Annotated in this window: 22 protein-coding genes; 9 read left to right on the forward strand and 13 right to left on the reverse strand. The window is 74.5% G+C overall.

Annotation, left to right across the window (positions count from 1 at the left end):
* Positions 1 to 3: 3 nt before the first annotated feature.
* Together ACFVVL_RS24755 and ACFVVL_RS24760 are read right to left on the reverse strand one after the other, a co-directional pair.
* On the reverse strand, positions 4 to 1056 hold the full coding sequence (locus tag ACFVVL_RS24755; RefSeq protein WP_380286897.1) for a FecCD family ABC transporter permease: 1053 nt from the start codon (positions 1054 to 1056) through the stop codon (positions 4 to 6).
* The gene (locus ACFVVL_RS24760) at positions 1053 to 2081 is read right to left on the reverse strand and encodes a FecCD family ABC transporter permease (protein WP_380286899.1); all 1029 of its coding nucleotides are present in this window, start codon (positions 2079 to 2081) and stop codon (positions 1053 to 1055) included. The genes ACFVVL_RS24755 and ACFVVL_RS24760 overlap by 4 nt, the downstream gene beginning before the upstream one ends.
* Positions 2082 to 2244: 163 nt before the next feature.
* Between ACFVVL_RS24760 and ACFVVL_RS24765 the strand changes: the two genes are divergently transcribed.
* Positions 2245 to 2877 carry an HAD family hydrolase gene (locus tag ACFVVL_RS24765; protein WP_380286900.1) on the forward strand — a complete coding sequence of 211 codons (633 nt, stop codon included), beginning with the start codon at positions 2245 to 2247 and terminating at the stop codon, positions 2875 to 2877.
* Positions 2878 to 2899: 22 nt separating this feature from the next.
* On the opposite strand, the gene ACFVVL_RS24770 is transcribed toward ACFVVL_RS24765, so the two are convergent.
* Entirely contained in the window at positions 2900 to 3136 is a 237-nt protein-coding gene (locus tag ACFVVL_RS24770) for a hypothetical protein (protein ID WP_380286901.1), read from the reverse strand.
* A 492-nt stretch (positions 3137 to 3628) separates the two neighbouring features.
* Between ACFVVL_RS24770 and ACFVVL_RS24775 the strand changes: the two genes are divergently transcribed.
* Positions 3629 to 4012: a cold-shock protein gene (locus ACFVVL_RS24775; RefSeq protein WP_350541364.1), complete on the forward strand. Its 384-nt coding sequence runs from the start codon at positions 3629 to 3631 to the stop codon at positions 4010 to 4012.
* A gap of 22 nt (positions 4013 to 4034) precedes the next feature.
* Here the strand turns inward: ACFVVL_RS24775 and ACFVVL_RS24780 are convergent, their stop codons facing one another.
* The 4 genes from ACFVVL_RS24780 to ACFVVL_RS24795 form a co-directional block, all read right to left on the reverse strand.
* The gene (locus tag ACFVVL_RS24780) at positions 4035 to 4880 is read right to left on the reverse strand and encodes a 1,4-dihydroxy-6-naphthoate synthase (protein WP_380286902.1); all 846 of its coding nucleotides are present in this window, start codon (positions 4878 to 4880) and stop codon (positions 4035 to 4037) included.
* Positions 4873 to 5628: a futalosine hydrolase gene (locus ACFVVL_RS24785; RefSeq protein WP_387678721.1), complete on the reverse strand. Its 756-nt coding sequence runs from the start codon at positions 5626 to 5628 to the stop codon at positions 4873 to 4875. Before ACFVVL_RS24785 ends, ACFVVL_RS24780 begins: the two co-directional genes overlap by 8 nt.
* A gap of 10 nt (positions 5629 to 5638) precedes the next feature.
* Positions 5639 to 6172: a hypothetical protein gene (locus ACFVVL_RS24790; protein ID WP_380286904.1), complete on the reverse strand. Its 534-nt coding sequence runs from the start codon at positions 6170 to 6172 to the stop codon at positions 5639 to 5641.
* Between the two features lie 76 nt (positions 6173 to 6248).
* Positions 6249 to 7640 carry an MFS transporter gene (locus tag ACFVVL_RS24795; RefSeq protein WP_380286992.1) on the reverse strand — a complete coding sequence of 464 codons (1392 nt, stop codon included), beginning with the start codon at positions 7638 to 7640 and terminating at the stop codon, positions 6249 to 6251.
* A 565-nt stretch (positions 7641 to 8205) separates the two neighbouring features.
* On the opposite strand from ACFVVL_RS24795, the gene ACFVVL_RS24800 reads away from it, so the two are divergent.
* A complete protein-coding gene (locus ACFVVL_RS24800) occupies positions 8206 to 9087 on the forward strand; it encodes a DUF3027 domain-containing protein (protein ID WP_380286905.1) in 882 nt (293 codons plus the stop codon).
* 200 nt (positions 9088 to 9287) lie between these two features.
* The gene (locus ACFVVL_RS24805; RefSeq protein WP_387678725.1) at positions 9288 to 12593 is read left to right on the forward strand and encodes a sacsin N-terminal ATP-binding-like domain-containing protein; all 3306 of its coding nucleotides are present in this window, start codon (positions 9288 to 9290) and stop codon (positions 12591 to 12593) included.
* Between the two features lie 30 nt (positions 12594 to 12623).
* Here ACFVVL_RS24805 and ACFVVL_RS24810 read toward each other — a convergent pair whose 3' ends face one another.
* From ACFVVL_RS24810 to ACFVVL_RS24820, 3 genes are read right to left on the reverse strand one after another with little or no spacing between them, the layout of a single operon-like run.
* Positions 12624 to 12860, reverse strand: a complete 237-nt coding sequence (locus ACFVVL_RS24810) for a hypothetical protein (protein ID WP_380286907.1) — start codon at positions 12858 to 12860, stop codon at positions 12624 to 12626.
* A 37-nt stretch (positions 12861 to 12897) separates the two neighbouring features.
* On the reverse strand, positions 12898 to 15357 hold the full coding sequence (locus ACFVVL_RS24815) for an HAD-IC family P-type ATPase (RefSeq protein ID WP_380286908.1): 2460 nt from the start codon (positions 15355 to 15357) through the stop codon (positions 12898 to 12900).
* A gap of 52 nt (positions 15358 to 15409) precedes the next feature.
* A complete protein-coding gene (locus ACFVVL_RS24820; protein WP_380286909.1) occupies positions 15410 to 15694 on the reverse strand; it encodes a DUF2530 domain-containing protein in 285 nt (94 codons plus the stop codon).
* A 249-nt stretch (positions 15695 to 15943) separates the two neighbouring features.
* Here ACFVVL_RS24820 and ACFVVL_RS24825 point away from each other — a divergent pair, with 249 nt between their 5' ends.
* On the forward strand, positions 15944 to 17407 hold the full coding sequence (locus ACFVVL_RS24825; protein WP_380286910.1) for an NCS2 family permease: 1464 nt from the start codon (positions 15944 to 15946) through the stop codon (positions 17405 to 17407).
* Positions 17408 to 17480: 73 nt separating this feature from the next.
* Here ACFVVL_RS24825 and ACFVVL_RS24830 read toward each other — a convergent pair whose 3' ends face one another.
* Positions 17481 to 17930 (reverse strand): VOC family protein, encoded by a 450-nt coding sequence (locus ACFVVL_RS24830; RefSeq protein WP_387678730.1) that lies wholly within the window; start codon positions 17928 to 17930, stop codon positions 17481 to 17483.
* Between the two features lie 119 nt (positions 17931 to 18049).
* On the opposite strand from ACFVVL_RS24830, the gene ACFVVL_RS24835 reads away from it, so the two are divergent.
* Positions 18050 to 18973 (forward strand): DUF4231 domain-containing protein, encoded by a 924-nt coding sequence (locus ACFVVL_RS24835; RefSeq protein ID WP_380286912.1) that lies wholly within the window; start codon positions 18050 to 18052, stop codon positions 18971 to 18973.
* A gap of 34 nt (positions 18974 to 19007) precedes the next feature.
* Here the strand turns inward: ACFVVL_RS24835 and ACFVVL_RS24840 are convergent, their stop codons facing one another.
* Both ACFVVL_RS24840 and ACFVVL_RS24845 read right to left on the reverse strand, forming a co-directional pair.
* Positions 19008 to 19790, reverse strand: coding sequence for an MHYT domain-containing protein (locus tag ACFVVL_RS24840; RefSeq protein WP_387678733.1), 783 nt, complete (start codon positions 19788 to 19790; stop codon positions 19008 to 19010).
* A 283-nt stretch (positions 19791 to 20073) separates the two neighbouring features.
* Positions 20074 to 20499, reverse strand: a complete 426-nt coding sequence (locus ACFVVL_RS24845; protein WP_387678736.1) for a VOC family protein — start codon at positions 20497 to 20499, stop codon at positions 20074 to 20076.
* 282 nt (positions 20500 to 20781) lie between these two features.
* Between ACFVVL_RS24845 and ACFVVL_RS24850 the strand changes: the two genes are divergently transcribed.
* From ACFVVL_RS24850 to ACFVVL_RS24860, 3 genes are read left to right on the forward strand one after another with little or no spacing between them, the layout of a single operon-like run.
* On the forward strand, positions 20782 to 21501 hold the full coding sequence (locus ACFVVL_RS24850) for a hypothetical protein (RefSeq protein WP_387678739.1): 720 nt from the start codon (positions 20782 to 20784) through the stop codon (positions 21499 to 21501).
* Entirely contained in the window at positions 21498 to 22499 is a 1002-nt protein-coding gene (locus ACFVVL_RS24855) for a nucleic acid/nucleotide deaminase domain-containing protein (protein WP_387678742.1), read from the forward strand. The genes ACFVVL_RS24850 and ACFVVL_RS24855 overlap by 4 nt, the downstream gene beginning before the upstream one ends.
* A gap of 50 nt (positions 22500 to 22549) precedes the next feature.
* Positions 22550 to 23089: an SUKH-4 family immunity protein gene (locus tag ACFVVL_RS24860; RefSeq protein WP_387678745.1), complete on the forward strand. Its 540-nt coding sequence runs from the start codon at positions 22550 to 22552 to the stop codon at positions 23087 to 23089.
* The last annotated feature ends 16 nt before the right edge of the window (positions 23090 to 23105 follow it).

Here is a 23105-nt window from a genome sequence, read left to right on the forward strand (position 1 = left end):
GACTCAGGAACCTCCACGGCGGGAGCGGATCAGCAGCCACATCAGGTACGGCGCGCCGACCAGCCCGGTCACCACGCCGACCGGCAGCTCGGTGGGCGCCAGCAGCCGGCGGGCCAGCAGGTCGGCGAGCACGACGACCAGCGCGCCGGTGAGCGCCGAGCAGAACAGCGGGATCTGTGCCGAGCGGACCAGCCGCACGGCGATCTGCGGGGCCACCAGCGCGACGAAGTTCACCGGTCCGGCCGCGCCCGCCGCGCAGGAGGCGAGCACGACGCCGAGCAGCGCCATGCCGAGCCGGATCCGGTTCAGCCGCAGCCCGAGGCCGATGGCGGTGGCGTCGTCGAAGGAGATCGAGCGCTGCGCCCGCGCCGCCCACAGCGCCGGCGGCGCGGCGGCCAGCAGCACCCAGGCGAGCCAGCCGGCCTGGTCGTAGCCGGAGCCGTTCAGGCTGCCGGTCATCCACACCTTGGCGGCCTGCGCCTGGAAGCCGTCGCCCTTGGTGAGGAACACCGAGGTCAGCGAGGAGAGCGCGACGGAGATCCCGATGCCGATCAGCACGAAGCGCTGGGCGTGCAGCCCGCGCCGCCAGGCCAGCAGGTACACCAGCAGGCCGGCCGCCAGTCCTCCCGCGACGGCCGCGTACGGCACCTCGCCGGTGGAGCCGACCACGCCGTACGCCAGCAGGCCGACCACGGTGGCGGTGGCGCCCCAGGAGACGCCGACCACGTCGGGGCTGGCCAGCGGATTGCGGGCGACGGTCTGGATCAGCGCCCCGGCCAGTCCGAGCGCGGTGCCCACCAGCAGGCCGACCACCACCCGGGGCAGCCGGAACTCGCCGACCACCAGCTCGTGCGGGCTCGGCCGCCCGAACACCACCTTCAGCACCTCGCCGGGCGCCACGGTGGACTCGCCCAGGCAGAGCGAGGCGACGACGGCGGCGGCCAGGGCCGCCAGCAGGCCGAGCGCCGCCCAGGCCGAGCGCCGGTGCAGCAGGAAGGAGGCGCCCCGGGCGCGCACCACGGTGTAGCCGCGCAGCGGCACGGTCGGGGCCGTCATGCCGCCACCACCGTGCGCCGCCGGACCAGGGCGACCAGCACCGGCACACCGACCAGTGCGGTCATCACACCGGCCGGGACCTCGGAGGGCGGGAACAGCACCCGGCCGAGGGTGTCGGCGAGCAGCAGCAGGGCCGGGCCGAGCACGGCGGAGAGGGCGAGCACCCAGCGGTGGTCGGCGCCGGCCACCGCGCGGGCGGCGTGCGGCACGGCGAGGCCGACGAAGGCGACCGGCCCGGCCGCGGCGACCGCCGAGCCGGTCAGCACGGTCGCGCCGAGCGCGCCGACGGCCCGCACCAGCCCGGTCTTCGCGCCGAGTCCCTTGGCGGTGTCGTCGCCGAGCGCCAGCGCGTCCAGCCCGCGCGCCACCGCGAACACCAGCACCGTGCCGACGGCCAGGAACGGCAGCAGCTGCCAGGCGACGTCCGCGGTGCGGCCGGAGAGCGAGCCGACGTGCCAGAACCGGAACTGGTCCATGGCGGCCGCGTCGGTGGTGAGCACCAGGGTGTTCAGCGAGGCGATGAACGCGGAGACCGCCGAGCCGGCGAGCGCCAGCTTGACCGGTGTCGCCCCGCCCCGGCCGCGCCCGGCCAGCCCGTACACCACCACGGTGGCGACCACCGCGCCGGCGAAGCCGAACCAGACGTAGCCGGTGAGCGTGGAGATCCCGAACGCGGAGATCGCCAGCACCACGCCGGCCGCCGCGCCCTGGCTGACGCCGAGGATGCCGGGGTCGGCGATCGGGTTGCGGGTGATGCCCTGCATGACGGTGCCGGCCAGGCCGAGCGCCGCACCGACCGCGAGGCCGACGACCGTGCGCGGCACCCGCAGCTCGCGGACCACGACGGCGTCGGTGGAGTCCCCGCCGTGCAGCAGGGCGTCGAGGGTGTCGCCGAACGGGATGTTCCGGCTGCCGACCGCCAGGCTCAGCAGCACCGCGGCGGCCAGCACGGCCAGCGCGGCGGCGAGCCACAGGATGCGGCGGCGCAACAGGCCGGCTCTGCCGGGCGCGGTGGTATCGGTCATGGCTCTCTCTCGCAGATAGCTCAGGTAAACCTAAGTTCCACGCCGAAGCCGGGGCAAATCGTTACTTCGCGCAGGTCGGGGGTCACCCGGCTCGCGCGGGGTCGCACGGGGCGGCCGGGCCGCGCGGGGCGGGCCGGCCCGCCCCGTTGGGTAGCCTGGCGGCATGCCTGCGACCCCGGACGCCCCGCTCACCGTCGGCTTCGACCTCGACATGACGCTGCTGGACACCCGGCCCGGTATCCGCGCCACCTACCTGGCGCTATCGGCCGAGACCGGGACCGCCATCGACGCCGACCTGGTGGTCACCCGGCTCGGGCCGCCACTCCTCGACGAGCTGCGCAACTGGTTCCCGGCGGAGCGGGTGGAGGCGGTCGCGCAGCGCTACCGCACGCTGTACCGGGACCACGCCTTCGCGCCGACCGTCCCCCTGCCCGGCGCGCACGCCGCCCTGGACGCGGTCCGCGCGCACGGCGGCCGGGTGGCGGTGATCACCGGCAAGTACGAGCCGAACGCCCGGCTCCACCTGGAGCACGCGGGCCTGCGGGCGGACGCGGTGGCGGGCGACCTCTGGGCGGAGACCAAGGGCGACGCGCTGCGCGAGCACGGCGCCACCGTCTACGTCGGCGACCACCTCGGCGACATCCGCGGCGCCCGGCACGCGGGCGCCGTCGCGGTGGCGGTGGCCACCGGTCCGTACGGCGCCGAGGAGCTCCGGGCGGCGGGCGCGGACGTGGTGCTGCCCGACCTCACCGCCTTCCCGGCCTGGCTGGCCGGGCACCTCGCCGAGGCCGTCTAGGTTCTGTCCGGCGCGCCCCGGCTCAGGCGTTCGCGCGGGAGCGGCGGCGCTGGGCCCGGGCGGAGAGCAGCAGGCCGGTGAGGGCGAGCAGGAAGCCCAGCGGCATCAGCATGCTCAGCCAGTACGCGGCCGTGGGCAGCGGCGTCAGGTGCAGGAACAGCGGCACGAAGGTGACGAGCGTGGCGAGCGCGCCGAGCCCGAAGACGATCGCTCCGGCCTTGACGTAGACCTCGCCGCGGTCGGCGCTCTGGCTGCTCACGGGGCTTGCTCCTCTGCGGCCGGGACGGCGGGTTCGGCTGCCGTCCCAGTCTCGCAGAGGCCGCCGGGGGCCGGTGCCGCGCGGTGCCGGGCGGCGGCGGCCGCGACCGCTTCGCGGACGAGCGGCCCGGTCACGTTGCGCAGTTTTCCGGGCGCTGGGAGTTTTGATCCCTGCTGGGCGGGGGTATGCAGGCTGTGCCGAGGGGTGCGATCAGTGCGCCCCGCTCTCTCCGACCGGGGGTGCGAGCCTGTGGACAGCGCCGAGCCGCGCCCCGGCCATGCCGGCCCCGGGTCCGCCGTGGCCGCCGGAGCTCCGTACGGATCTTGTGCGGAACGCGGATGAGACAGTGACGGACCGTTAGTCTGCTCCTTACAGCGTGCTGACCGTACGCGCCCCTGCGGGCGTGCCCCCAGGCCGGCCCGCTCTCCCACCACCCAGCGATCCCCGGCCAGGGCCCGGGATCCCTCACACCCACATCGAGGACTGTTCGAGATGCCCACCGGCCAGGTCAAGTGGTTCAACGAGACGAAGGGCTTCGGCTTCCTGTCGCGCGACGACGGCGGCGACGTCTTCGTCCACACCAAGGCGCTGCCCGCCGGGATCACGTCGCTGAAGCCTGGCCAGCGGGTCGAGTTCGGCGTGGTCGCCGGACACCGCGGCGACCAGGCGATGCAGGTCCAGCTGCTGGACGCGCTGCCGTCGGTGGCCGCCGCCCAGCGCAAGAGCCCGGACGACATGGCGGCGCTCGTCCAGGACCTCATCACGATGATGGACGCGGTGCTGCCGGGCCTGCAGCACGGCCGCTACCCGGCCAAGCCGGCCGGCCAGAAGCTCGCCGTGCTGCTGCGCGGGGTGGCCGACCAGTTCGACGTCTGAAGCGGGCCCCGGACGCGCGGGCTCAGAAGTCCAGCGCACCCGGGCCGAGCGGGGGCACCAGCCCCTCCGCGGCGGCCCGGGTGAGCAGCGCCCGCACGGCCGCGTGCCCCTCCTCGCCGAGGTCCGCGGTGAACTCGTTCACGTACAGCGCGATGTGCCGGTCCGCGACGGACGGGTCCATCTCCTGGGCGTGCTCCAGCACGTACCCGCGGCTGGCCTCCGGGTCCTCCCAGGCCTGCCGCACGGAGGCGCGGATCGCCCCGGCGAGCTCCCGCAGCCGCTCGGTGCCGAGCGAGCGCCGGGCGATGATCGCGCCCAGCGGGATCGGCAGTCCGGTCTCCCGCTCCCAGGCCTCGCCCATGTCGGCGAGGCAGCGCAGGCCGTAGTCCTGGTAGGTGAACCGGGCCTCGTGGATGACCAGGCCGGCGTCCACCCGGCCGTCCCGGACGGCGGGCATGATCTCGTGGAACGGCAGCACCACGATCCTCCCCAGGCCGCCCGGCACCGCCTTCGCCGCCCAGAGCCGGAACAGCAGGTAGGCGGTGGACCGCTCGGAGGGGACGGCCACGGTCCTCCCGCTCAGGTCGTCGCCGCTCTCCGGCCGGGTCAGCACCAGCGGGCCGCAGCCGCGCCCCAGCGCGCCGCCGCAGGGCAGCAGGGTGTACTCGTCCAGCACCCACGGCAGGGCGGCGTAGCTGACCTTGAGGACGTCCAGCTCGCCGCGCTCGGCCAGGCCGTTGGTGACGTCGATGTCGGCGAAGGTGACCTCGGGGGCGTCCGCGCCCGGCACCAGGCCGTGCGACCAGGCGTGGAAGACGAAGGTGTCGTTGGGGCAGGGCGAGTACGCGATGCTCAGCCGTTCAGCCACGGCCGGCCTCCTTCACTAGCGCGGGGTGGGGCAGGGCGGCGAAGGCGCGCTCCAGCGCGGCCAGCGCCTCGCCGATCCGCCAGGCGGACCGGTCGCGCGGGCCCACGGCGTTGGAGACGGTCCGCAGCTCGAACGACGGCACGCCGTGCCGGGCGGCGGCCTCGGCGACCCCGAAGCCCTCCATCGCCTCGGCGACCGCGTCCGGATGGCGGGCGGTCAGGGTGGCGGCGCGCCCGGCGCTGCCGGTCACCGTCGAGACGGTCAGGACCGTCCCGGTGACCGCGCCCAGGGCCTCGGCGGCCAGCGCCACGGCGGCCGGCGGCGGGGTGTGCCGGACGCTGCCGAAGCCCAGCTCGGTGACGTCGGCGAAGCCCTCGGGGGTCTCGGCGCCCAGGTCGGCGGCGACGATCGCGGTGGCGACCACGGTCGCGCCGGGCGCCGCCCGGGGGGCGAAGCCGCCGGCGATCCCGGCGGAGAGCGCCAGGTCGTAGCGGGCGGCGGTGAGCGCGGTGGCCGCGGCGGCCGCGGCGGCGCCCGGGCCGACCCCGGCGGCCAGCACGTCCACCGTCACGCCCGAGGGGTGGGCGACGCGGTCCAGCGCGCCGCCCGGCAGCGCCACCCGCTCCCGGGGGCCCTGCGGAGCGCCCAGGCCGCGCAGCACGGCGTCGGCCTCGGCCGGCACCGCGACGACGACGAGCAGCCGGGCCCGCGCGGGGTCCGACTGCTCGCCGGGGAGTCGTACCGTCACCGGACGACCGTCAGCTGTCCTGGGTGTTCAGCTGGAAGTACCAGACGGCGTAGATCGAGTCCGGAGCCTTCGGGTCGGTCTCGACCACGGTGATGAGGGTCTTGCCGGAGGCGTTGAGCGCCTTGCCGGCCGGGACCGAGCCCGAGAACGTGGCGTTGCGCGCCGCCGAGGCCAGGATGAAGCGGCCGCCCTGGCCCTGCTGGCCGCCGTTGGTGTTGGCCCACCAGCCGCGGTCCGCCACCTCCGGGCTGACGCCGACGCCGATCCGGTCGCTGACCGTCACGTCGGACGAGGGGAGGGTGCCGTCCTCCAGGGCCTTGCCGGCCTTGTCCTGGCACTCCTCCTGCTGCTGCTCGGTCAGCGGCTGGCCGCCGTTGAAGCAGAACGGGTCGTGGGCCTGCGAGGAGTTGCCGACCACCAGGGTGGCGCGGTGGTCGCTGATCTCGTGCTGGTTCGACGCGTAGGCGATGGACCCGCCGACCGTGCCGGCGGCGATGACGACGACGGCGCCGAGGCCGGCGACTGCGCGGGTGCTGAGGCTCATGCGTCAGAGGCTACCGGGCTTTCGCGATCACGCCGCGCGGGGGTCGGAAACCGCGTGTTGTCCGCGGAACCGCCCGCTACGCCACCCGGGGCGCGGCCGGGCGGTGGCGCACCCCCACCCGCAGGAGCGAGCGGAGCGTCCAGAGCAGCACCGCGCCGACCACGGCGGCGGCCACCGACAGGCCGAGCGCGCCGTTCAGCGGCAGCAGGATGCCGACCGCGCCGCCCGCCACCCAGGACAACTGGAGCGCCGTCTCCGAGCGGGCGAAAGCGGAGGTCCGCACCGACTCGGGGACGTCCCGCTGGATCAGCGCGTCCAGCGAGAGCTTGCCCAGCGAGGCCGCCAGCCCGGCCGTCCCGGCGACCGCCACCACCGTCACCGTGCCGTACCAGAGCGCCGCGGCGGCCGTGGCGCAGCCGGCCAGCAGCAGCATCGCGGTGACCGTCAGCTCCGGGCCGCGCGGGCGCAGCCAGGCGCCGAGCACCGAGCCGAGCGCGTTGCCCGTCCCGGCGGCCAGCGCCACCAGGCCGAGCGCGAGGGTCGGCCGCAGGCCGCCGACCGGGTCGTCGCGCAGCAGGAACGCCAGGAACAGCACCAGGAAGCCGACCAGCCAGCGCATCGCCGCCATCGCGCGCAGCGCCAGGATCACCGAGGGGCCGACGGTGCGCAGCGAGGCCCTGGGCCGCTGTCCGGCGGCGGCCGGCCCGCCCGTCCCGGCGCCGTCCCGGCCGGTCGGCGCAGCGTGGCGGCGGTCCGCCGGGTGCTCCTCGGCGTGCAGCACGGCGCGCTGCTCGCCCTTGGCCGAGTCCACCTCGTGCGGCAGGTGGAAGGCCATCAGGGTGCCCGCCACGAACACCAGGAAGGCGCCGCGCAGCGGCCAGCCCGGCCCGATCAGGTGCAGCAGCCCGCCGACGCCGGCCGCCACCATGGTGGCGAGCAGCCCGGCCAGGGTGACCCGGGAGTTCGCCTTCACCAGGGAGAGCCGGCTGGGCAGCAGCCGGGGCACCACCACGCTGCGCACCACCCCGTAGGCCTTGGAGGCGACCAGCACGCCGAGCGCCTCCGGGTAGAGCGCGAGCCCGCCGCCGGCCACCACGCCGGCCATCGTCCAGGCGAGCACCGCGCGGGCCAGCATCGAGGTCGCCATCGCGGCCCGGCGGCCGTGCGGCAGGCGGTCCAGCAGCGGGCCGATCACCGGCGCCAGCAGGGCGAACGGCGCCATGGTGACCAGCAGGTAGAGCGCCACCCGGCCGCGGGCCTCGCCGGTGGGCACCGAGAAGAAGATGGTGGAGGCGAGCGCCACGGTGATCAGCATGTCGCCGAAGGCGTTCAGGGCGTGCAGTTCGATGAGCTTGGCCAGGCCCGACTCGCCGGCGCCCTCGGCGGCGGTGGCCCGGCGGATCCGGCGCCCGGTGCCGTGCACCACCTTGCCGGTGCGCGAGCCGGCCGCGGAGGCGGTGCGGACCAGGAAGTGCCGGCGCGGCTCCTCCGCCTCCGCCGTTTCCGCCGTCTTCTCCGCTTCTGCCGCTTCCTGCGCGACGGGCCCGGTGGCTCCGGGGCCGTCGGCGGCGGGCAGTGGCGAGGGGTCCACCGGCTGCGGTTCGCCCGCAGCGTGGACCGGAGGCTGCTGTCGCGGCACCGCGTTCGCCTCGTCGGGAATGCCGTCCTGCGAGGCCCGCAGTGCGTGCTGCGACGGGTTCTCGTCCGCCACATGCCCATCCTGCCCCAGAATCGGGACGACAACGCGGGATTCCGCTCCGCGCCGCGCGGCCGACGGCCGGCGTTCCCGTTCCGGACGCTCCGGAGCCACTGCTGACGCCCCGGACTGTGCCGGGTGGCCGACCGGCGGGTAGCCTGCCCAGGGTCCGCCCGACGGCCCGACCGGCGCCGGCGGACCTGCCGAGCGGCGCGGCCGGTATCCGCGGCGGCCCGCGGTCGCGCAGAATGGACGGGGAAACCGAGCCGCGACGGAACAGGCAACTCGCCGTGGGCGACCGAAGAACTGGGAGAGAATCGACGCCGTGAGTGCTGCGATGCGAAGCCGTACCCCTGATCGGCTCTGTGCCGAGGCCGTCGAACTCGCCCGCCAGGCCGCCGAGGACGCCGTCGGTGCCGAGACCGTCGGCGCGCACCTGGGTGTCCAGGCCGAGGCCGACCGTGTCGTCACCCACACCTTCGAGTGCCTGGACGCGGCGTACCGGGGCTGGCACTGGGCCGTCACCGTGGCCCGCGCCCCGCGCGCCAAGAACGTGACGCTGGACGAGGTCGTGCTGCTGCCCGGCGCCGACGCGATCCTCGCCCCGCAGTGGGTGCCGTGGAGCGAGCGGCTGCGCCCGGGCGACATGGGCCCCGGGGACCTCCTGCCCACCGACGCCGACGACCTGCGCCTGGAGCCGGGCTGGACCGGCGAGGACGAGCCCGCGCCGAACTCCGCGGTGGCCCAGGCCGCGCAGGAGGACGTGCTGGTCTCCGACCCGGACATCCAGCCGGCGCCGGTGCGCGCGCAGATCGGCGCCGTCGCCGACGAACTCGGCATGGGCCGCAGCCGGGTGCTCTCCCGGCTCGGCATGCACCTGGCCGCCGACCGCTGGGAGAAGGCGCACGGCCCGCAGACCCCGATGGCGCAGTCCGCCCCGGCCTCCTGCGTCAGCTGCGGCTTCCTGGTCCCGATCGGCGGCACGCTCGGCCAGGCCTTCGGCGTCTGCGGCAACGAGTTCGGCCCGGCCGACGGCCAGATCGTCTCCTTCGCCTACGGCTGCGGCGGGCACTCCGAGGCGGCCGTCATCCCGGCCCCGCCGGCGCCCGCCGAGCTGATCCTGGACGAGCTGGTGGTCGAGCCGCTGCCGCTGCACCCGGACCGGCTCTCCGGCTCGGTCGAGCCGGACGCGCCCACCGAGGAGCTCGGCCACTCCTGAGCGCAGCCGCCCGCGGCCCGTCCCACCCACCCGGTGGGGCGGGCCGCCGCCGTTGCCGCCCGCATCGCCGCCCCGTCGCCGCCCGCGTCGCGGTGGGCCCCGGAGGCGTGCCGCCGCCGGGGGCGTGTCCGGAGCAGTCCTTCCGGCAGGGAAGAATGCCCCCGTAGGGCACAACAGGGCGGCGGAAGGCGGCAGGTCCAGTGGAACCTCGGATCATCGGCAGCGGCACGGACGAGCACCTCGCGGACCCCTTCGGCAGCGCCGAGCTGCGCCGTCGGGTGCTGGACGCCTGGGCCGCCTCCCCGGCCCGGTTCCGGGAGGACGCCAACGCCGAGGAGGAACTGGCCCTCGGCGGCTACCGCGACCGGCTGGTCGTCGAGCTGGCGCAGAACGCCGCCGACGCCGCCGTCCGCGCCGGGCACGGCCCCGGCCGGCTGCGGCTCACCCTGGCGGACGGCGTGCTGGCCGCCGCGAACACCGGCGCGCCGCTGGACGCCGCCGCCGTGGAGTCGCTGTCCACCCTGCGCGCGTCCTCCAAGCGGGGCGGGCACGACACCACCGTCGGCCGGTTCGGCGTCGGCTTCGCCGCCGTCCTCGCCGTCACCGACGAGCCCGCCGTGCTCGGCTCGGCCGGCGGGGTGCGCTGGTCGCTCGGCGAGGCCCGGGCGCTGGCCGGGGAGCAGCCCGCGCTGGCCGACGAGCTGCGCCGCCGGGACGGCCACGTCCCGCTGCTGCGCCTGCCGTTCGCCGCCGAGGGCCCGGCACCGGAGGGCTACGACACGGTGGTGGTGCTGCCGCTGCGCGACGCCGCCGCCGAGGACCTCACCCGCCGGCTGCTGGCCGGCATCGACGACGCGCTGCTGCTCACCCTGCCCGGCCTGGCCGAGGTGGTGGTGGAGACCTCGGAGGGCACCCGCACCCTGACCCGTACGGCCGCCGAGCCGCGGCCCGACGGGGTCACCGAGGTGACCGTCACCGACGACGCGGGCGGCGGGCTGCGGCGCACCGTCTGGCAGACCGCCGAGGCGGCCGGCGCGCTCGGCGCCGACCTGCTCGCCGACCGGCCCACCGAGGAGCGCGCCCGCCCCTACTGGACGGTGACCTGGGCGGTGCCGGTCTCCGACGAGGGCGCCCCGCAGCGGCCCGCGATCGCCCCGGTGCTGCACGCGCCCACCCCCAGCGACGAGCCGCTCGGCCTGCCCGCGCTGCTGATCGCCTCCTACCCGCTGGACTCCACCCGCCGGCACGTCGCCCCCGGCCCGCTCGCCGACTTCCTCACCGAGCGCGCCGCCGACGCCTACGCCGACCTGCTGCGCGCCCGCGGCGGCGACCTCGGCTCGCTCGGCCTGGTGCCCGGCCCGCTCGGCCAGGGCGCGCTGGACAACGCGCTGCGCGCCGCCGTGCTCTCCCGGCTGCCCGGCACGCCGTTCCTGCCGCACCCGGCGCCGGTCGAGGAGGGCACGCCCGCGCTGCGGCCCCGGGACGCCACGCTGCTGGAGGGCGCGGACGGCTCGGTGGTCGAGGCGCTGGCGCCGATCTTCCCCGGCCTGCTGCCGGCCGGCCTGGAGCGCCGCACCGAGCTGCGGGTGCTCAACGTGCGCCGGGTCCCGCTCGCCGAGGTGGTCGACCAGCTGGGCGGCCTGGACCGGGAGCCGGCCTGGTGGCGCAACCTGTACGCGGCGCTCGGCGGCGCCGACCCGGAGGCGCTCGGCGCGCTGCCGGTGCCGCTGGCCGACGGACGGACGATCACCGGCCCGCGCCGCGTCCTGCTGCCCTCCGACGACGCCGACTGGGCGGCCTTCCCCGGCTACCCCGAGTCGCTGGCCGGCGCGCTCGCCGTGCTCGACCTGCGGCTCGCCCACCCGGAGGCCGCCCACCCGCTGCTGGCCAAGCTCGGCGCCGGCGCGGCCACCCCGGCCGGGGTGCTGGACACGCCCGAGGTACGGGCCGCCGTCGCCCGCTCCTACGAGCTGGCCGAGGACGACCCGGACGCCGCCGCCGACCTCGCCGAGGCGGTGCTGGCGCTGGTCAGGGCGGCCGCCCCGGCGCCCGGCGAGCACCCCTGGCTGGCCCGGCTGGCCCTGCTCGACGACGAGGGCGAGCCCGCCCGCGCCGGTGAGCTGCTGCTCCCCGACAGCCCGCTCGCCGCGCTGGCACGCGAGGACGACGCCGCCTGGGTGGACGACGAGCTGCTGGAGCGCTGGGGCCCGGAGGTGCTCGCCGCCGCCGGCGTGCCGGCCGAGTTCGTGCTGGTCCGCGCCGAGGACGTGGTGCTCGACCCCGACGACCTGGAGCGGCTCGACCCGACCGCGCCCACCGACCGGGCGGCCGGCGGCCACCCCACCGGTCTGATCGACGAGGCGCCGGACGGCCTGGCCGACTGGGCCGAGGACGCCCTGGAGGCGCTGCACGCCGACGACGGGGACACCGTGGGCGTCCCGCCGGTCGCCGCCGAACTGCTCGCCGTCCGCGACCTGGACCTGGTGGACGACGACGCCTGGCCGCAGGCACTGGCCGCGCTGGCCCGCCCGCCGTACCGGGACGCCGTGGTCACCCCGGTCCGCACCCTGCTGCCGGACGGCTCGTACGCCGACCTGCCGCCGTACACCGCCTGGTGGCTGCGCGACCACCCGGTGCTGGACGGCCGGGAGCCCGCCGGGCTGCGCGCGGCCGGCGCCGACCCGCTGCTGCGCGGCCTGTACGACGAGGCCCGCACCACCCTGGACGAGCAGTTCCTGCACGCGCTGGGGGTGCGCACCACGCTGGCCGCGCTGCTCGCCGAGCCGCACGGGCCGGACGAGGTGCTGGACCGGCTCACCGACCCGGCCGCCGAGGTCGGACACCGCCAGCTGCACGGCATCCACAGCGCGCTGGCCCGGGTCGAGCCGGAGCGGATCGAGCCGCTGGACGTGGTGCGGGCGGTGCCGCCGCTGGACCGCGCCACCGGCCGCCGCCCCGACCGGACGATCGTGGTGGACGCCTCCGAGGCGGTCGTCGCGGACGCCCCCGACCTGGTGGAACTGCTGCACGACCACCCGCTGCTGCCGGTCGCCCCGGCGCTCGCCGCCGACCTCGCCGAGCGGCTGCACGTCTCGCTGGCCAGCGAGGTGGCCGGCGGCCGGGTGCTCTCCGAGGGCGCCCTGCACCGGGTGCCGGCCGTGGTGCGGGAGCTGCTGCCCGGCTGCCCGGCCGCCTACGAGGAGCACGAGGAACTGCTGGTGGTCGGCCCGGACGGCGAGGAGGCCGCCGTCGACTGGCGCTGGGACCCCGCGGCCGGCACCCCGGAGGCGCCGTACGACCCGGAGTCGGCCGAGGAGGCGGACGAGGACGACGAGTTCGAGGTGCCGCCGGTGCCCGGGCTGCTGCACGCGGCCACGCCGGAGGGGCTGGCCGCCGGGCTGGCCTGGTCGGTGGGGCAGTGGCACCGCCGGTTCGAGGTGCTGGCCGCGCTCAGCGAGCCGGACCGCGCCTACGAGCTGTCCGCCGCCCGCGACTTCGAGGGCTGAGGGGCGCCGCCGTGCTCCGGTTCCCGTGCCTCAGGAGCGGGAGCCGGAGCGGGTCCGGCCGCGGGCGGTCAGCCGCAGGTAGATCGCCAGGGTGATCACCACCCAGGCGGCGGTCAGGACGGCGATCACCACCTTGGTCAGCCGCGGTCCGGCGTCGATCCCGGCCAGCGCGCCGGCCCCCGCCATCGCCAGGGCCAGTACCCCGGTGGCCAGCAGCCCGCCCAGGAAGGCCGCGAAGGCCTCCAGCTCACCGCCCCTGCGTCCCATCGCGGCACCCCCCTGTCGCCCGCTCCCCGGTCCCCGGTCAATCATCGGTCCGGCGGCGCATGATCCGCCAGACCACCTCCAGCACCAGCCCGGCGGCGACCGCGATGGCGACGCCGATCCACGGGTCCCGGGTCCCGGACAGCGAGAGCTGGAAGAAGTCCGAGAGCCACGGCACGGTCAGCACCAGGGTGAACGCCCCGCCCATCGTCCCGATCAGCAGCAGCCGCCACCAGTTGTACGGGCGGGCGACGATCGCCAGCACCCAGATCGCGACCAGGAAGAGCGTCAGGGTCGCCACGCTGGTGTCCGACTCCAGATCGGTCGCGTGGTCGGCGCGGGCCAGCGCGTACGCGGTGAAGGTGGCCGTCCCGGCGATCAGGCCGCCCGGGATCGCCAGCCGCAGCACCCGGCGCACGAAGCCGGTGCGGGCGCGCTCGTTGTTGGGCGCGAGCGCCAGGAAGAAGGCCGGCACGCCGATCGTCAGGGTGGACAGCACGGTGGAGTGCCGGGGCAGGAACGGGTACGGGGAGTGGGTGAAGATCACCAGCAGCGCCAGCAGCACCGAGTAGACCGTCTTGACCAGGAACAGCCCGGCCACCCGCTCGATGTTGCCGATCACCCGGCGGCCCTCGGCGACCACCGAGGGCATCACCGCGAAGGAGTTGTCGAGCAGCACGATCTGGGCGACCGCCTTGGTCGCGTCGCTGCCGCTGCCCATCGCCACGCCGATGTCCGCGTCCTTGAGCGCCAGCACGTCGTTGACGCCGTCACCGGTCATCGCCACGGTGCGCCCGCGCGACTGCAGCGCGCCGACCAGCCGGCGCTTCTGCTGCGGGGTGACCCGGCCGAAGACGGCGGTGCGCTCGGCCGTGTCGGCGAGGGCCTGCGGCTCGGTGGGCAGGGTGCGGGCGTCCACCGGGTGCTCGGCGCCGGGCAGCCCGAGGTGGGCGGCGACCGCGCCGACCGAGACCGCCGAGTCGCCCGAGATCACCTTGGCCTCGACCCGCTGGCCCTCGAAGTAGCGCAGCGTCTCGGCGGCGTCCTCGCGCAGCCGCTGGCGGAGCACCACCAGGGCGAGCGGTCGCAGCCCGGCGGCCGGGTCCGGGGCGTCCAGCGGGACGGGCGTGCGGCCCAGCAGCAGCACCCGCAGGCCCTGGGCGCCCAGCTCGTCCACCTCGGCCAGGGCCGGGTGGCCGGAGGGCAGCAGCACGTCGGGGGCCCCGAGCAGCCAGCTGGCCTCGTCGCCGCGCGGCTCCAGCAGCTGCACGCCGCTCCACTTGCGGGCGGAGGAGAACGGCATCGCCTCGATCACCCGCCAGCCGTCGCGCCGCTCCCCGCTGCCGTCGCCGTAGGCGTCGAGCACGGCCTGCATCGACGGGTTGGGGCGGGCGTCGGCGCCGGCCATCACGCCCAGGGCCTGCCGGACGGTCTCCTTGCGGGCGCCGTCCTCCGGTCCGCCGGGCTCGTCGGCCTCGATGATCCGCAGGTCGACGACGTCCATGCCGCCCTCGGTGAGGGTGCCGGTCTTGTCCAGGCAGACGGTGTCCACCCGGGCCAGCCCCTCGATCGCGGGCAGCTCCTGCACCAGGCACTGCTTGCGGCCCAGCCGGACCACACCGATCGCGAAGGCCACCGAGGTCAGCAGCACCAGGCCCTCGGGCACCATCGGCACGATCCCGGCGATCATCCGGCGGACCGCCTCGCGCCAGTCCCGGCCCTCCACCGCCAGCTGGCTGATGATCAGGCCGATCGCGGTCGGCACCAGCAGCCAGGTGATGAACCGCAGGATGCTGTCGATGCCGCTGCGCAGCTCCGACTTCACCAGGGTGAACCGGCTCGCCTCCTCGGCCAGCTGCGCCGCGTACGCCTCGCGGCCGACCTTGGTGGCGGTGAACGCGCCCGCGCCGGCCACCACGAAGCTGCCGGACATCACCGGGTCGCCGGGGTGCTTGAGCACCGGGTCCGGCTCGCCGGTGAGCAGCGACTCGTCGATCTCCAGGCCGTCCGCCTCGGTGACCTCGCCGTCGACGATCACCTTGTCGCCGATGCCGAGCAGCACGGTGTCGTCCAGCACGATCTCGCCGACGGCGACCTGCTGGGCGACGCCGTCGCGGCGCACCTGGGGCCGGGCCTCGCCGATCAGGGCGAGGCTGTCGAGGGTCTTCTTGGCGCGCAGCTCCTGGATGATGCCGATCGCCGTGTTGGCGACGATGACCAGGCCGAACAGGCCGTCCTGGAGCGGGCCGACGACCAGGATGATCGCGAACATCACGCCGATGATCGCGTTGAACCGGGTGAAGACGTTGGCCCGGACGATCTCCCGGGTGGAGCGGCTGGAGCGGACCGGAACGTCGTTGACCTCGCCGCGGGCGACCCGTTCGGCCACCTCGCCGGCGGTCAGCCCGCCGTGCCGCCCGGGCAGCAGCCCGAGCGGGTGCGCGCCGTCCGGCTGGTCACCGGCGGGCTGTTCCTCGGCGGGCTGCGCAGGCTGCGTCATGGCACCGACTCTACGGGTGCCTTATGTCCGATGCGTGCTACTAAAGGACTGTTCAGTCCGACCGGGTGGCCGGATTCTGCGCCTCCGCGGCGGCCGCCGCCCGGCTGCGCGCGATGGCGTCCCGGCGGGCCCGGCAGTACCAGAGGCCGATCAGTCCGAGCCCGCCGCCGGCCAGGCAGATCCACGGCCAGCTGCCGTGGCCGTGGTCGGAGAGCGTGCCCCAGAACGGGAGCAGGACCACGAATGCCACGAACCAGAGCACCGTGCCGCCGCCGACGATGGCGACGTCGTTGGCCTCCAGCGGCGGGGGAGAGGGGTGCAGTGGCGTCTTGGGCATGGGCCCTAGGGTACGGTGCGGGCGTACGTCCGATCGATTCTGGCGGGGGCTGTACGCGCCTGTTACGTGGGTTATTCGTTCTACGCGCGAAGATAGCGTACGAGCGATCGAGGAACCCATACTTGTCTCTCCGGTCGGTCGCGGCATGCTCAGGACACCGTGCTTCGTGCCCGTCCCACCGGGTCGCCCGGCGCCACCGTCGTTCCCGGGCGGGTCCCCCTCTCCTCCGCCCCCCACAGAGGACGCAGCATGCCCGTGGCCCAGCCGACCACCGAGTCGCCCGAGCCCGCCCAGCCCGACACGCCGAAGCCCCCGTTCGGCGCGCTGGACCGCTACTTCCGGATCAGCGAGCGCGGCTCCACCCTGCCGCGCGAGATCCGCGGCGGCGTCGCCACCTTCTTCACCATGGCGTACATCCTGGTGCTGAACCCGATCATCCTGGCCAGCGCCACGGACATGACCGGCGCCCACCTGGACAGCGCCCAGCTGGTCACCGCGACCGCGCTCACCGCCGGTCTGACCACGCTGCTCATGGGCGTCATCGGCAACGTCCCGATCGGCCTGGCCGCCGGCCTCGGCGTCAACACGATCGTCGCCCTCCAGCTCGCCCCCAAGATGACCTGGCCGGACGCCATGGGCATGGTCGTGCTGGCCGGCTTCGCGATCATGCTGCTGGTCGCCACCGGCCTGCGCGAGCGGGTCATGAGCGCCGTGCCGCTCGGCCTGCGCAAGGCCATCGCGATCGGCATCGGCCTGTTCATCACCCTGGTCGGCCTGGTCGACTCCGGCTTCGTCAGCCGCATCCCGGACGCCGCCCACACCACCGTTCCGCTCCAGCTCGGCACGGGCGGCCACCTGCTCGGCTGGCCCGTCCTGGTCTTCGTGCTCGGCCTGCTGCTCACCCTGGTCCTGGTGGTCCGCAAGGTCCCCGGCGCGATCCTGGTCTCCATCGCCGTGATGACCGGCGTCGCCGTCGTGATCGACAAGCTCGCCGACATCCCCGCCCTCAGCTGGGGCCTGACCGTCCCGGCCTGGCCGGGCAACCCGGTCGCCGCCCCCGACTTCGGCCTGGTCGGCGAGGTCAGCCTGTTCGGCGGCTTCGAGAAGGTCGGCGTCCTCACCGGCGTGCTCTTCGTCTTCACCGTCCTGATGTCCTGCTTCTTCGACGCGATGGGCACCATCCTCGGCGTCGCCGACGAGGCCCACCTGCTCGACGAGAAGGGCGACCTGCCCGGCATCAACAAGGTCCTGATGATCGACGGCATCGCCACCGCGGCGGGCGGCGCCACCTCCTCCTCCGCGAACACCTGCTTCGTGGAGTCCACCGCCGGCGTCGGCGAGGGCGCCCGCACCGGCTTCGCCTCCGTCATCACCGGCGGCCTCTTCGTGGTGGCGCTCTTCCTCACCCCGCTCGCCACCATGGTCCCCGCCCAGGCGGCCACCCCGGCCCTGGTCACCGTCGGCTTCCTGATCCTCGCGAACTCCGTGCGCGACATCGACTGGTCCGACTACACCATCGCGATCCCGGCCTTCCTGACCATCGCGATGATGCCGTTCACCTACTCCATCACCAACGGCATCGGCTTCGGCTTCATCACCTTCTGCGTCCTGCGCCTCGCCACCGGCCGCGGCCGCGAGGTCCCGCTCCCGATGTACGCCGTCTCCGCCGTCTTCGCCTTCTACTACCTGATGCCGGCCCTCGGCCTGCTCTGACCCCCGCCGACGGCCGAAGCGGCCCCGCGCTCCCTCCGGAGCGCGGGGCCGCTGCCGTCGTGGCGCCGGGGTGTCAGTGGACGCAGAACTCGTTGCCCTCGGGGTCCTGCATCACGGTCCAGGAGCCGCCCGGTTCGGTGACCTCGCGCAGGGGGGTGGCACCGAGGGCGGTGAGGTGGGTGACGGTGGCGGCGCGGGCGGCGGGGCCGGGGTGGAGGTCGAGGTGGAGGCGGTTCTTGCCCTGCTTCGGCTCGGGGACGCGCTGGAAGAGGATCCGCCGGCCGAGGCCGGTGCCGCCGGCGGGGTCGTGCGGGTCCTCGGGGTGGCGGACGGCGGCGAGGGTCAGCCAGGCGTGCCGGCCGTCGACCTCGGTGACCAGGTCCGGGGTGATCGCGCCGGCCGAGAGCAGGCCGGCGATCAGGGTGCTGTGGTCCTCGACGGTGTAGTCGAGGGCGGCGGCCCAGAAGGCGGCCTGGCGGTGCGGGTCTGCGGCGTCGATGACGAGCTTCCAGTGCATGGGCATGTAACCGGTTATAGGGGTTGCGATCGGGCGGTGGCAAGGTCGAATGTCAAGAAGGCACCGGTGTAGGGGAGTTGGCGGGGGGCATACTCCCGGCTGAGACGGGGGAGGGGAGCGGTTCGATGGTGAGACAGGATCCGCCGACGGGGGTCGAGGAGCAGCTGCTGCCGGATCTGTTCCGGACGGCCGATCAGGCGTCGCTGTCCGGGCAGCAGCAGACGCTGCGCTGGTACCGGGGGCTCATCTCGATGCTGGTGGTCGCGGCGGCGGTGGGTTCGCTGCCCGGGCCGGACGAGAAGGGGGCCTCGGACATCACGCCGCTGTTCTCGGTGGTGGCGCTGCTGGTGGCCGGGTACTTCTGGTCGCGGCTGCGCCGCAGCAATCCGCAGGCGCGGTGGTACGAGGCGCGGGCGGCGGCCGAGTCGGTGAAGACGCTGGCCTGGAAGTACTCGGTGCGGGCCCGGCCGTTCGAGGGTGACGCCGCGTCGGATGACGTCGACCGCGGCTACGAGCTCCAGGTGGCGGACGTGCTGCGGGCGTTCGAGGACCCGGCGATCGTGCCGCCGGGGTCGACCGTCGAGATCACCCCGGAGATGCGCCGGGTGCGGGCGGAGTCGCTGACCGCCCGGCGGACGCTCTACCTGCGCACCCGGGTGGAGGGGCAGCGGACGTGGTACCGCTCGCGCGCCGAGTCCTGCGAGTCGCAGGCGGTCACCTGGGGGCTGGGGGTGGCGGTCCTGATCATCATCGGTGCGGCGGCGGCGATCGCGCAGGCGACCGGGGCGCTGCAGGTGCACGTCTTCGGGGCCACCTCGGCGGCGGCCGCGGCGGTGATCGCCTGGACGCAGCTGAAGCAGCTCCGCCCGCTGGCGGCCGCGTACCAGCTGGCGGCGCGGGAGCTGGAGAACGTCGGCAACCAGCTGTCCGACCTCGACGTGCGGGCGCCGGACGCCGAGCAGCGCTGGGCCCGGCTGGCCGCCGAGGCGGAGGACGCGGTGTCGCGCGAGCACACCACCTGGCGGGCGCGGCGGGCCTTCCCGCGCTGAGGCGCGCACGGGAGGCGGCCGCGCCCGTGCGGTGTCACCGCTCGCGCGGGGCCAGCGGTGCCGCGCGGCCGACCAGGACCGGCTGGGCGCCGGCGGCGGAGCGGCTCGGCGACACCGCGAAGGCCAGCGAACCGACGAAGATGAAGCAGCCCAGCCCGACCACCAGCGGGAAGATGAACTGCAGCGCCATCAGCCCGTCGTCGACCGTGCGCGTGCTGTGCAGCCGGACGGAGACGGCGGCCATCCCGGTGTAGTGCATCGCGCAGACCGCGACACCCATGACCGGCGCGGCCGCCAGCACGGCGAGGGTGCCCCGGATGTTCAGCGCGGCCCACAGCGCGGCCGTCGCCGCGAACACCGCGATGGCGACGGAGAGGGCGACGGTGCGACCGTCGTAGCCGACGAAGCCGGGCAGGACCATCGCGGCCATGCCGAGGTAGTGCATCGCCGCGACCCCGAGGCCGGTGGTCAGCCCGCCCGCCAGCAGCGCCGTCCGGCGGTGCCGGCCGTAGCCCACGGAGAACACGCCGATGCCGACGACCGCGATCGCCACGAGCAGGCTGAGCAGGGTGAGGTCGGGCCGGTAGCTGATCTCCGCGCCGCTGACGGAGAAGCCGAGCATCGCGATGAAGTGCATCGACCAGATGCCCGCGCCGAGCGAGGCGGACGCGAAGAGCAGCCAGTGGACCCGGGTGCGGCCGGTGGAGACCAGGGCCCAGCGGGTTCCGCGCAGGGCGACGAAGGCGCCGAGGCAGGCGACCAGGTACGAGGCCGCCGGTGTCACCCAGCCGTGCGCGGCATGGTGGATCTCACCCACGAGGGACTCCTGTCGGGGGTTGGGGGAGGAGGGGGGAGCACCGACACCGGGGCAGGGCGGACCGGCCGGCCGGGAACCGGGTCCGCGAGGGGGGATGCCTGGGGGGTGGGGGGTGCCCTGACACCGCCGGAGAGTAGCTGCTCCCGATGAGTCCCACAATGTGCGTTTTTCTTGTGAAATCGCAGGTCAGAGGTGCCCTTCACGCCATCGGCATGATCTTGGCACCAAGCCCTGACGCACTCTTCCCAAAAGAGCCGGATCCATCCGAAAACGGGCGCAACGGTCAGGCGTCCAGGGGGGCCAGGCCGAACGGGTGGCCGGCCGGGTCGATCAGCACCTTCAGGGTGCGCCCGTGCTGGTAGGTGGGCTCGGTGGCGCCGAGGGCCAGGGCGCGCGCGGTGGCCGCCTCCAGGTCGTCCACGTAGAAGTCCAGGTGGAAGTGCTTGCCGCCGTCCGGCTCGGTCCACGGCTCGGGCCGGTACCCGCTGACCCGGCCGAAGCCGATCGGGCTGCCGCCCTCGGGGTTGTCCAGGATGGCGAACTGCTCGTCCGCGTGCCGGGTCTCCCAGCCCAGCAGCTCGCCGTAGAAGGCGGCCAGCGCGACCGGGTCGGCGCAGTCGATGGTGACCATGGCGAGGCGGGCGAAGCCGGAGTCGTCCTGCCCGGCCGGGTCGGCCTTGGTGGCTTGCTCGGCGGCGACGTCGGTCATGGCTGCTCGACCCTTCTGCTGAGCGGTGGTGCGGCTCCGGGGCCCGCGTGGACCGGGCCTCAGGACCAGCATCGCACCGGGAGTCACGGAGGGCACGGCAGGCCGGAGCGGGGTGGGGGAAAGGGGGCCGGATGGTGATCTTCGAATTGTTGATCAGCGCAAATGGATTGGGGGCATTCCGGATCGCTACACAATCGGCACGATGTGAGGGTCGGCGGGCAAAGATTGGTTGGATAAACTTTTGATCCAATCGGGGGATTGCTATTCACGGGGGGTTTTTCGATGGCGATCGAGCTTCCGAGTGAAGTGGCGACGCTCCTTGACTTCATCGGCATCCGCTGGCCCGCGGTCAACGAGGACAGGGTCCGTGAGTTCGGCGAACAGGTGAAGGAGTTCGCGAAGGGCCTCGAAGCGGTGCACGCGGACTCGTCGGCGACGATCCATCAGCTGGGCGGGGCGTACGAGGGCGCGTCGTACCAGGCGTTGGCCGCCAAGTGGGCGTTGATGTCCGACAAGCACTTCGACCAGGTGGTCCAGGCCTCCCACGCGGTGGCGCAGGCGATGGACGTCGCGGCGGACGCGATCGTCGCGATGAAGCTGGAGGCGCTGGGCGAACTCATCGGCCTGGCCGCGACGTTCGTCGCCGCCCAGGCCGCCGCGGTGGCGACCCTCGGGCTGGCGGAGGCGGGCGCCGTCGCGGCCCAGCAGGCCGCGCGCAAGCTGATGGCCTACCTGGCGCGCCAGTTGGAGGACTACGTCGTCGGGCAGGTGGTCGAGGCGGCCATCAACCCGCTGGTGGAGGTCGTCGCGGAGGCGGTGGCCGGGCTGGTCTTCGAGGCGGCCGAGGCGGCGGTGAACGGCGGCGACGCGGCCGGCAGCGGATTCAAGATCGACCCGGCGGCCGTGGAGGCGCACGCCCGCGCCCTGCACGAGCAGGCCGAGAAGGTCGCCCGGCACGCCCAGGTCTTCGGCGGCCGGGTGGCGGCGGTGAACTTCGAGTGAGCGACCCGGTTGTCAAGGCGCTCCAGAACGGTGCCAAGAAGCTCGGTAAGACCTTGGCCGACGACATGGGCAAGGCCGCCACCAAGATGTACAAGCAGGCGGGCGACAACCTCACCAAGACCGCCAAGCACCACAAGGACAACGACACCCACAACGCCGACGACTTCACCAAGAAGGGTGCGGAGAAGGCCGCCCCGCCGCCGAAGACGGGCCAGGGCGGCGGGGGCGACGGGGGCGGCGGAGCCACGAAGGCGCCGCGGAAGTACTACGTCCACGACGACGGCCGCGTCCAGGAGATCAGGAACGGACAGCTGGTGGACCTGGCCGGCCCGCCGGAGGCGTCGCTCAAGACGCTGCTGGACGGGACCTCGCACCAGGTCAAGGACGCGTCTCCGGACGACCAGAAGAAGAAGTACCACGCGAAGAAGTACAAGGACACGGACAAGGACGAGAACGGCGACCCCAAGAAGGACGAGAAGGTCGGCAGCCGGAGGATCGACGGGCCGACCATGCTCTCCAGGGCGGTCGAGGAGGCCCGCCAGGCCCAGGGCGACTACAAGGGCAAGAACTACGCGGCGATCCGCTACAAGCACCCCGACGGCGAGGAGATCGTCCTCGTCGGTCGCAGCGGCGACCGCAGCCACTCCGAGCGGTCCATCGGCAAACCGCTGCTCGGCGGCCGGGAGCAGTACGTCAGCGAGCTCTACACCGAACGTGCCCCCTGTCAGGCCAACGAGAACTGCGAGCGCTGGCTGGGGCGGCACTTCGCGTCCAGGAATCCCGGTCTCGACGTGAACCACGGCGTCGAATACGACGCCAAGGTCCCGAAGGCGGACCGCGACTGGGGCCACCGGGCCTATGTGGAGCAGCTCAAGCAGGACCACGGCGCGAACCAGCACGGTGGCACGATGGGCACGAAGGACTTCGAAGCGGAGGGGAAGAAGCTCAAGGCGGCCGAGGAGGCGGCGAAGGCCGCCAAGAAGCACAAGGGCATGTAGGGGCAGAACGACAGGATGGTTGACTGGTGCTGGTAGGAATCGACTGGCCCGTGCTCGTGGAACGAGCCGTGGCCGGCGACCTGTTGAGGTTCCGGGCCGAGGCCGCGACGGAGCTCTGGGCGGGCGACGCCGAGGCCGTGCGGTTCGTGACCGAGGTCGGGGTGCCGTTCTCCAACGGGCTCTTCCGGATCCTGGACGAGCTGGCCGAGCGGCGGCCGGAGAACCCGGACTGGGCGTTCGCGCGGCCGCTGACCGATTCGCTGGTGGAGACGGAGCACGGCCGGCTGCGGCAGCTGGGGGAGTTGTACGGAGGGTTCGTCTTCCTCAACCTCGACGACGGCACGATCTGGGTCTGCGATCCGGACGCCGACGAGGAGTACGAGCTGATCCACCGCGACATCTCCTCGCTGGCGTACCTGGTGTACAAGATCGAGGTCGAGAAGCCGACGGACGAGGAGCATCCGACGCCCTACGACTGGTCCAACGCCGAGGAGTGCGTCCGGGAGGGGATGAACCGCTGGGACGAGGTGCCGTTCGGGGACGGCACGCGATTCTGGGAGGCTTTCATGGACTCCTACCACATGACATGAGAGGGCCGGTTCGGAC

Origin of the sequence: Kitasatospora sp. NPDC058115 (assembly GCF_042884635.1) — a bacterium.
Lineage (GTDB): Bacteria > Actinomycetota > Actinomycetes > Streptomycetales > Streptomycetaceae > Kitasatospora.

Excerpts from the sequence above, each read along its gene's own strand:
- ACFVVL_RS24755 (WP_380286897.1), bottom strand. The coding sequence starts at position 1,056 with ATGACGGCCCCGACCGTGCCGCTGCGCGGCTACACCGTGGTGCGCGCC.
- ACFVVL_RS24760 (WP_380286899.1), bottom strand. The coding sequence starts at position 2,081 with ATGACCGATACCACCGCGCCCGGCAGAGCCGGCCTGTTGCGCCGCCGC.
- ACFVVL_RS24765 (WP_380286900.1), top strand. The coding sequence starts at position 2,245 with ATGCCTGCGACCCCGGACGCCCCGCTCACCGTCGGCTTCGACCTCGAC.
- ACFVVL_RS24775 (WP_350541364.1), top strand. The coding sequence starts at position 3,629 with ATGCCCACCGGCCAGGTCAAGTGGTTCAACGAGACGAAGGGCTTCGGC.
- ACFVVL_RS24790 (WP_380286904.1), bottom strand. The coding sequence starts at position 6,172 with ATGAGCCTCAGCACCCGCGCAGTCGCCGGCCTCGGCGCCGTCGTCGTC.
- ACFVVL_RS24800 (WP_380286905.1), top strand. The coding sequence starts at position 8,206 with ATGCGAAGCCGTACCCCTGATCGGCTCTGTGCCGAGGCCGTCGAACTC.
- ACFVVL_RS24810 (WP_380286907.1), bottom strand. The coding sequence starts at position 12,860 with ATGGGACGCAGGGGCGGTGAGCTGGAGGCCTTCGCGGCCTTCCTGGGC.
- ACFVVL_RS24815 (WP_380286908.1), bottom strand. The coding sequence starts at position 15,357 with ATGACGCAGCCTGCGCAGCCCGCCGAGGAACAGCCCGCCGGTGACCAG.
- ACFVVL_RS24820 (WP_380286909.1), bottom strand. The coding sequence starts at position 15,694 with ATGCCCAAGACGCCACTGCACCCCTCTCCCCCGCCGCTGGAGGCCAAC.
- ACFVVL_RS24825 (WP_380286910.1), top strand. The coding sequence starts at position 15,944 with ATGCCCGTGGCCCAGCCGACCACCGAGTCGCCCGAGCCCGCCCAGCCC.
- ACFVVL_RS24830 (WP_387678730.1), bottom strand. The coding sequence starts at position 17,930 with ATGCCCATGCACTGGAAGCTCGTCATCGACGCCGCAGACCCGCACCGC.
- ACFVVL_RS24835 (WP_380286912.1), top strand. The coding sequence starts at position 18,050 with ATGGTGAGACAGGATCCGCCGACGGGGGTCGAGGAGCAGCTGCTGCCG.
- ACFVVL_RS24845 (WP_387678736.1), bottom strand. The coding sequence starts at position 20,499 with ATGACCGACGTCGCCGCCGAGCAAGCCACCAAGGCCGACCCGGCCGGG.
- ACFVVL_RS24850 (WP_387678739.1), top strand. The coding sequence starts at position 20,782 with ATGGCGATCGAGCTTCCGAGTGAAGTGGCGACGCTCCTTGACTTCATC.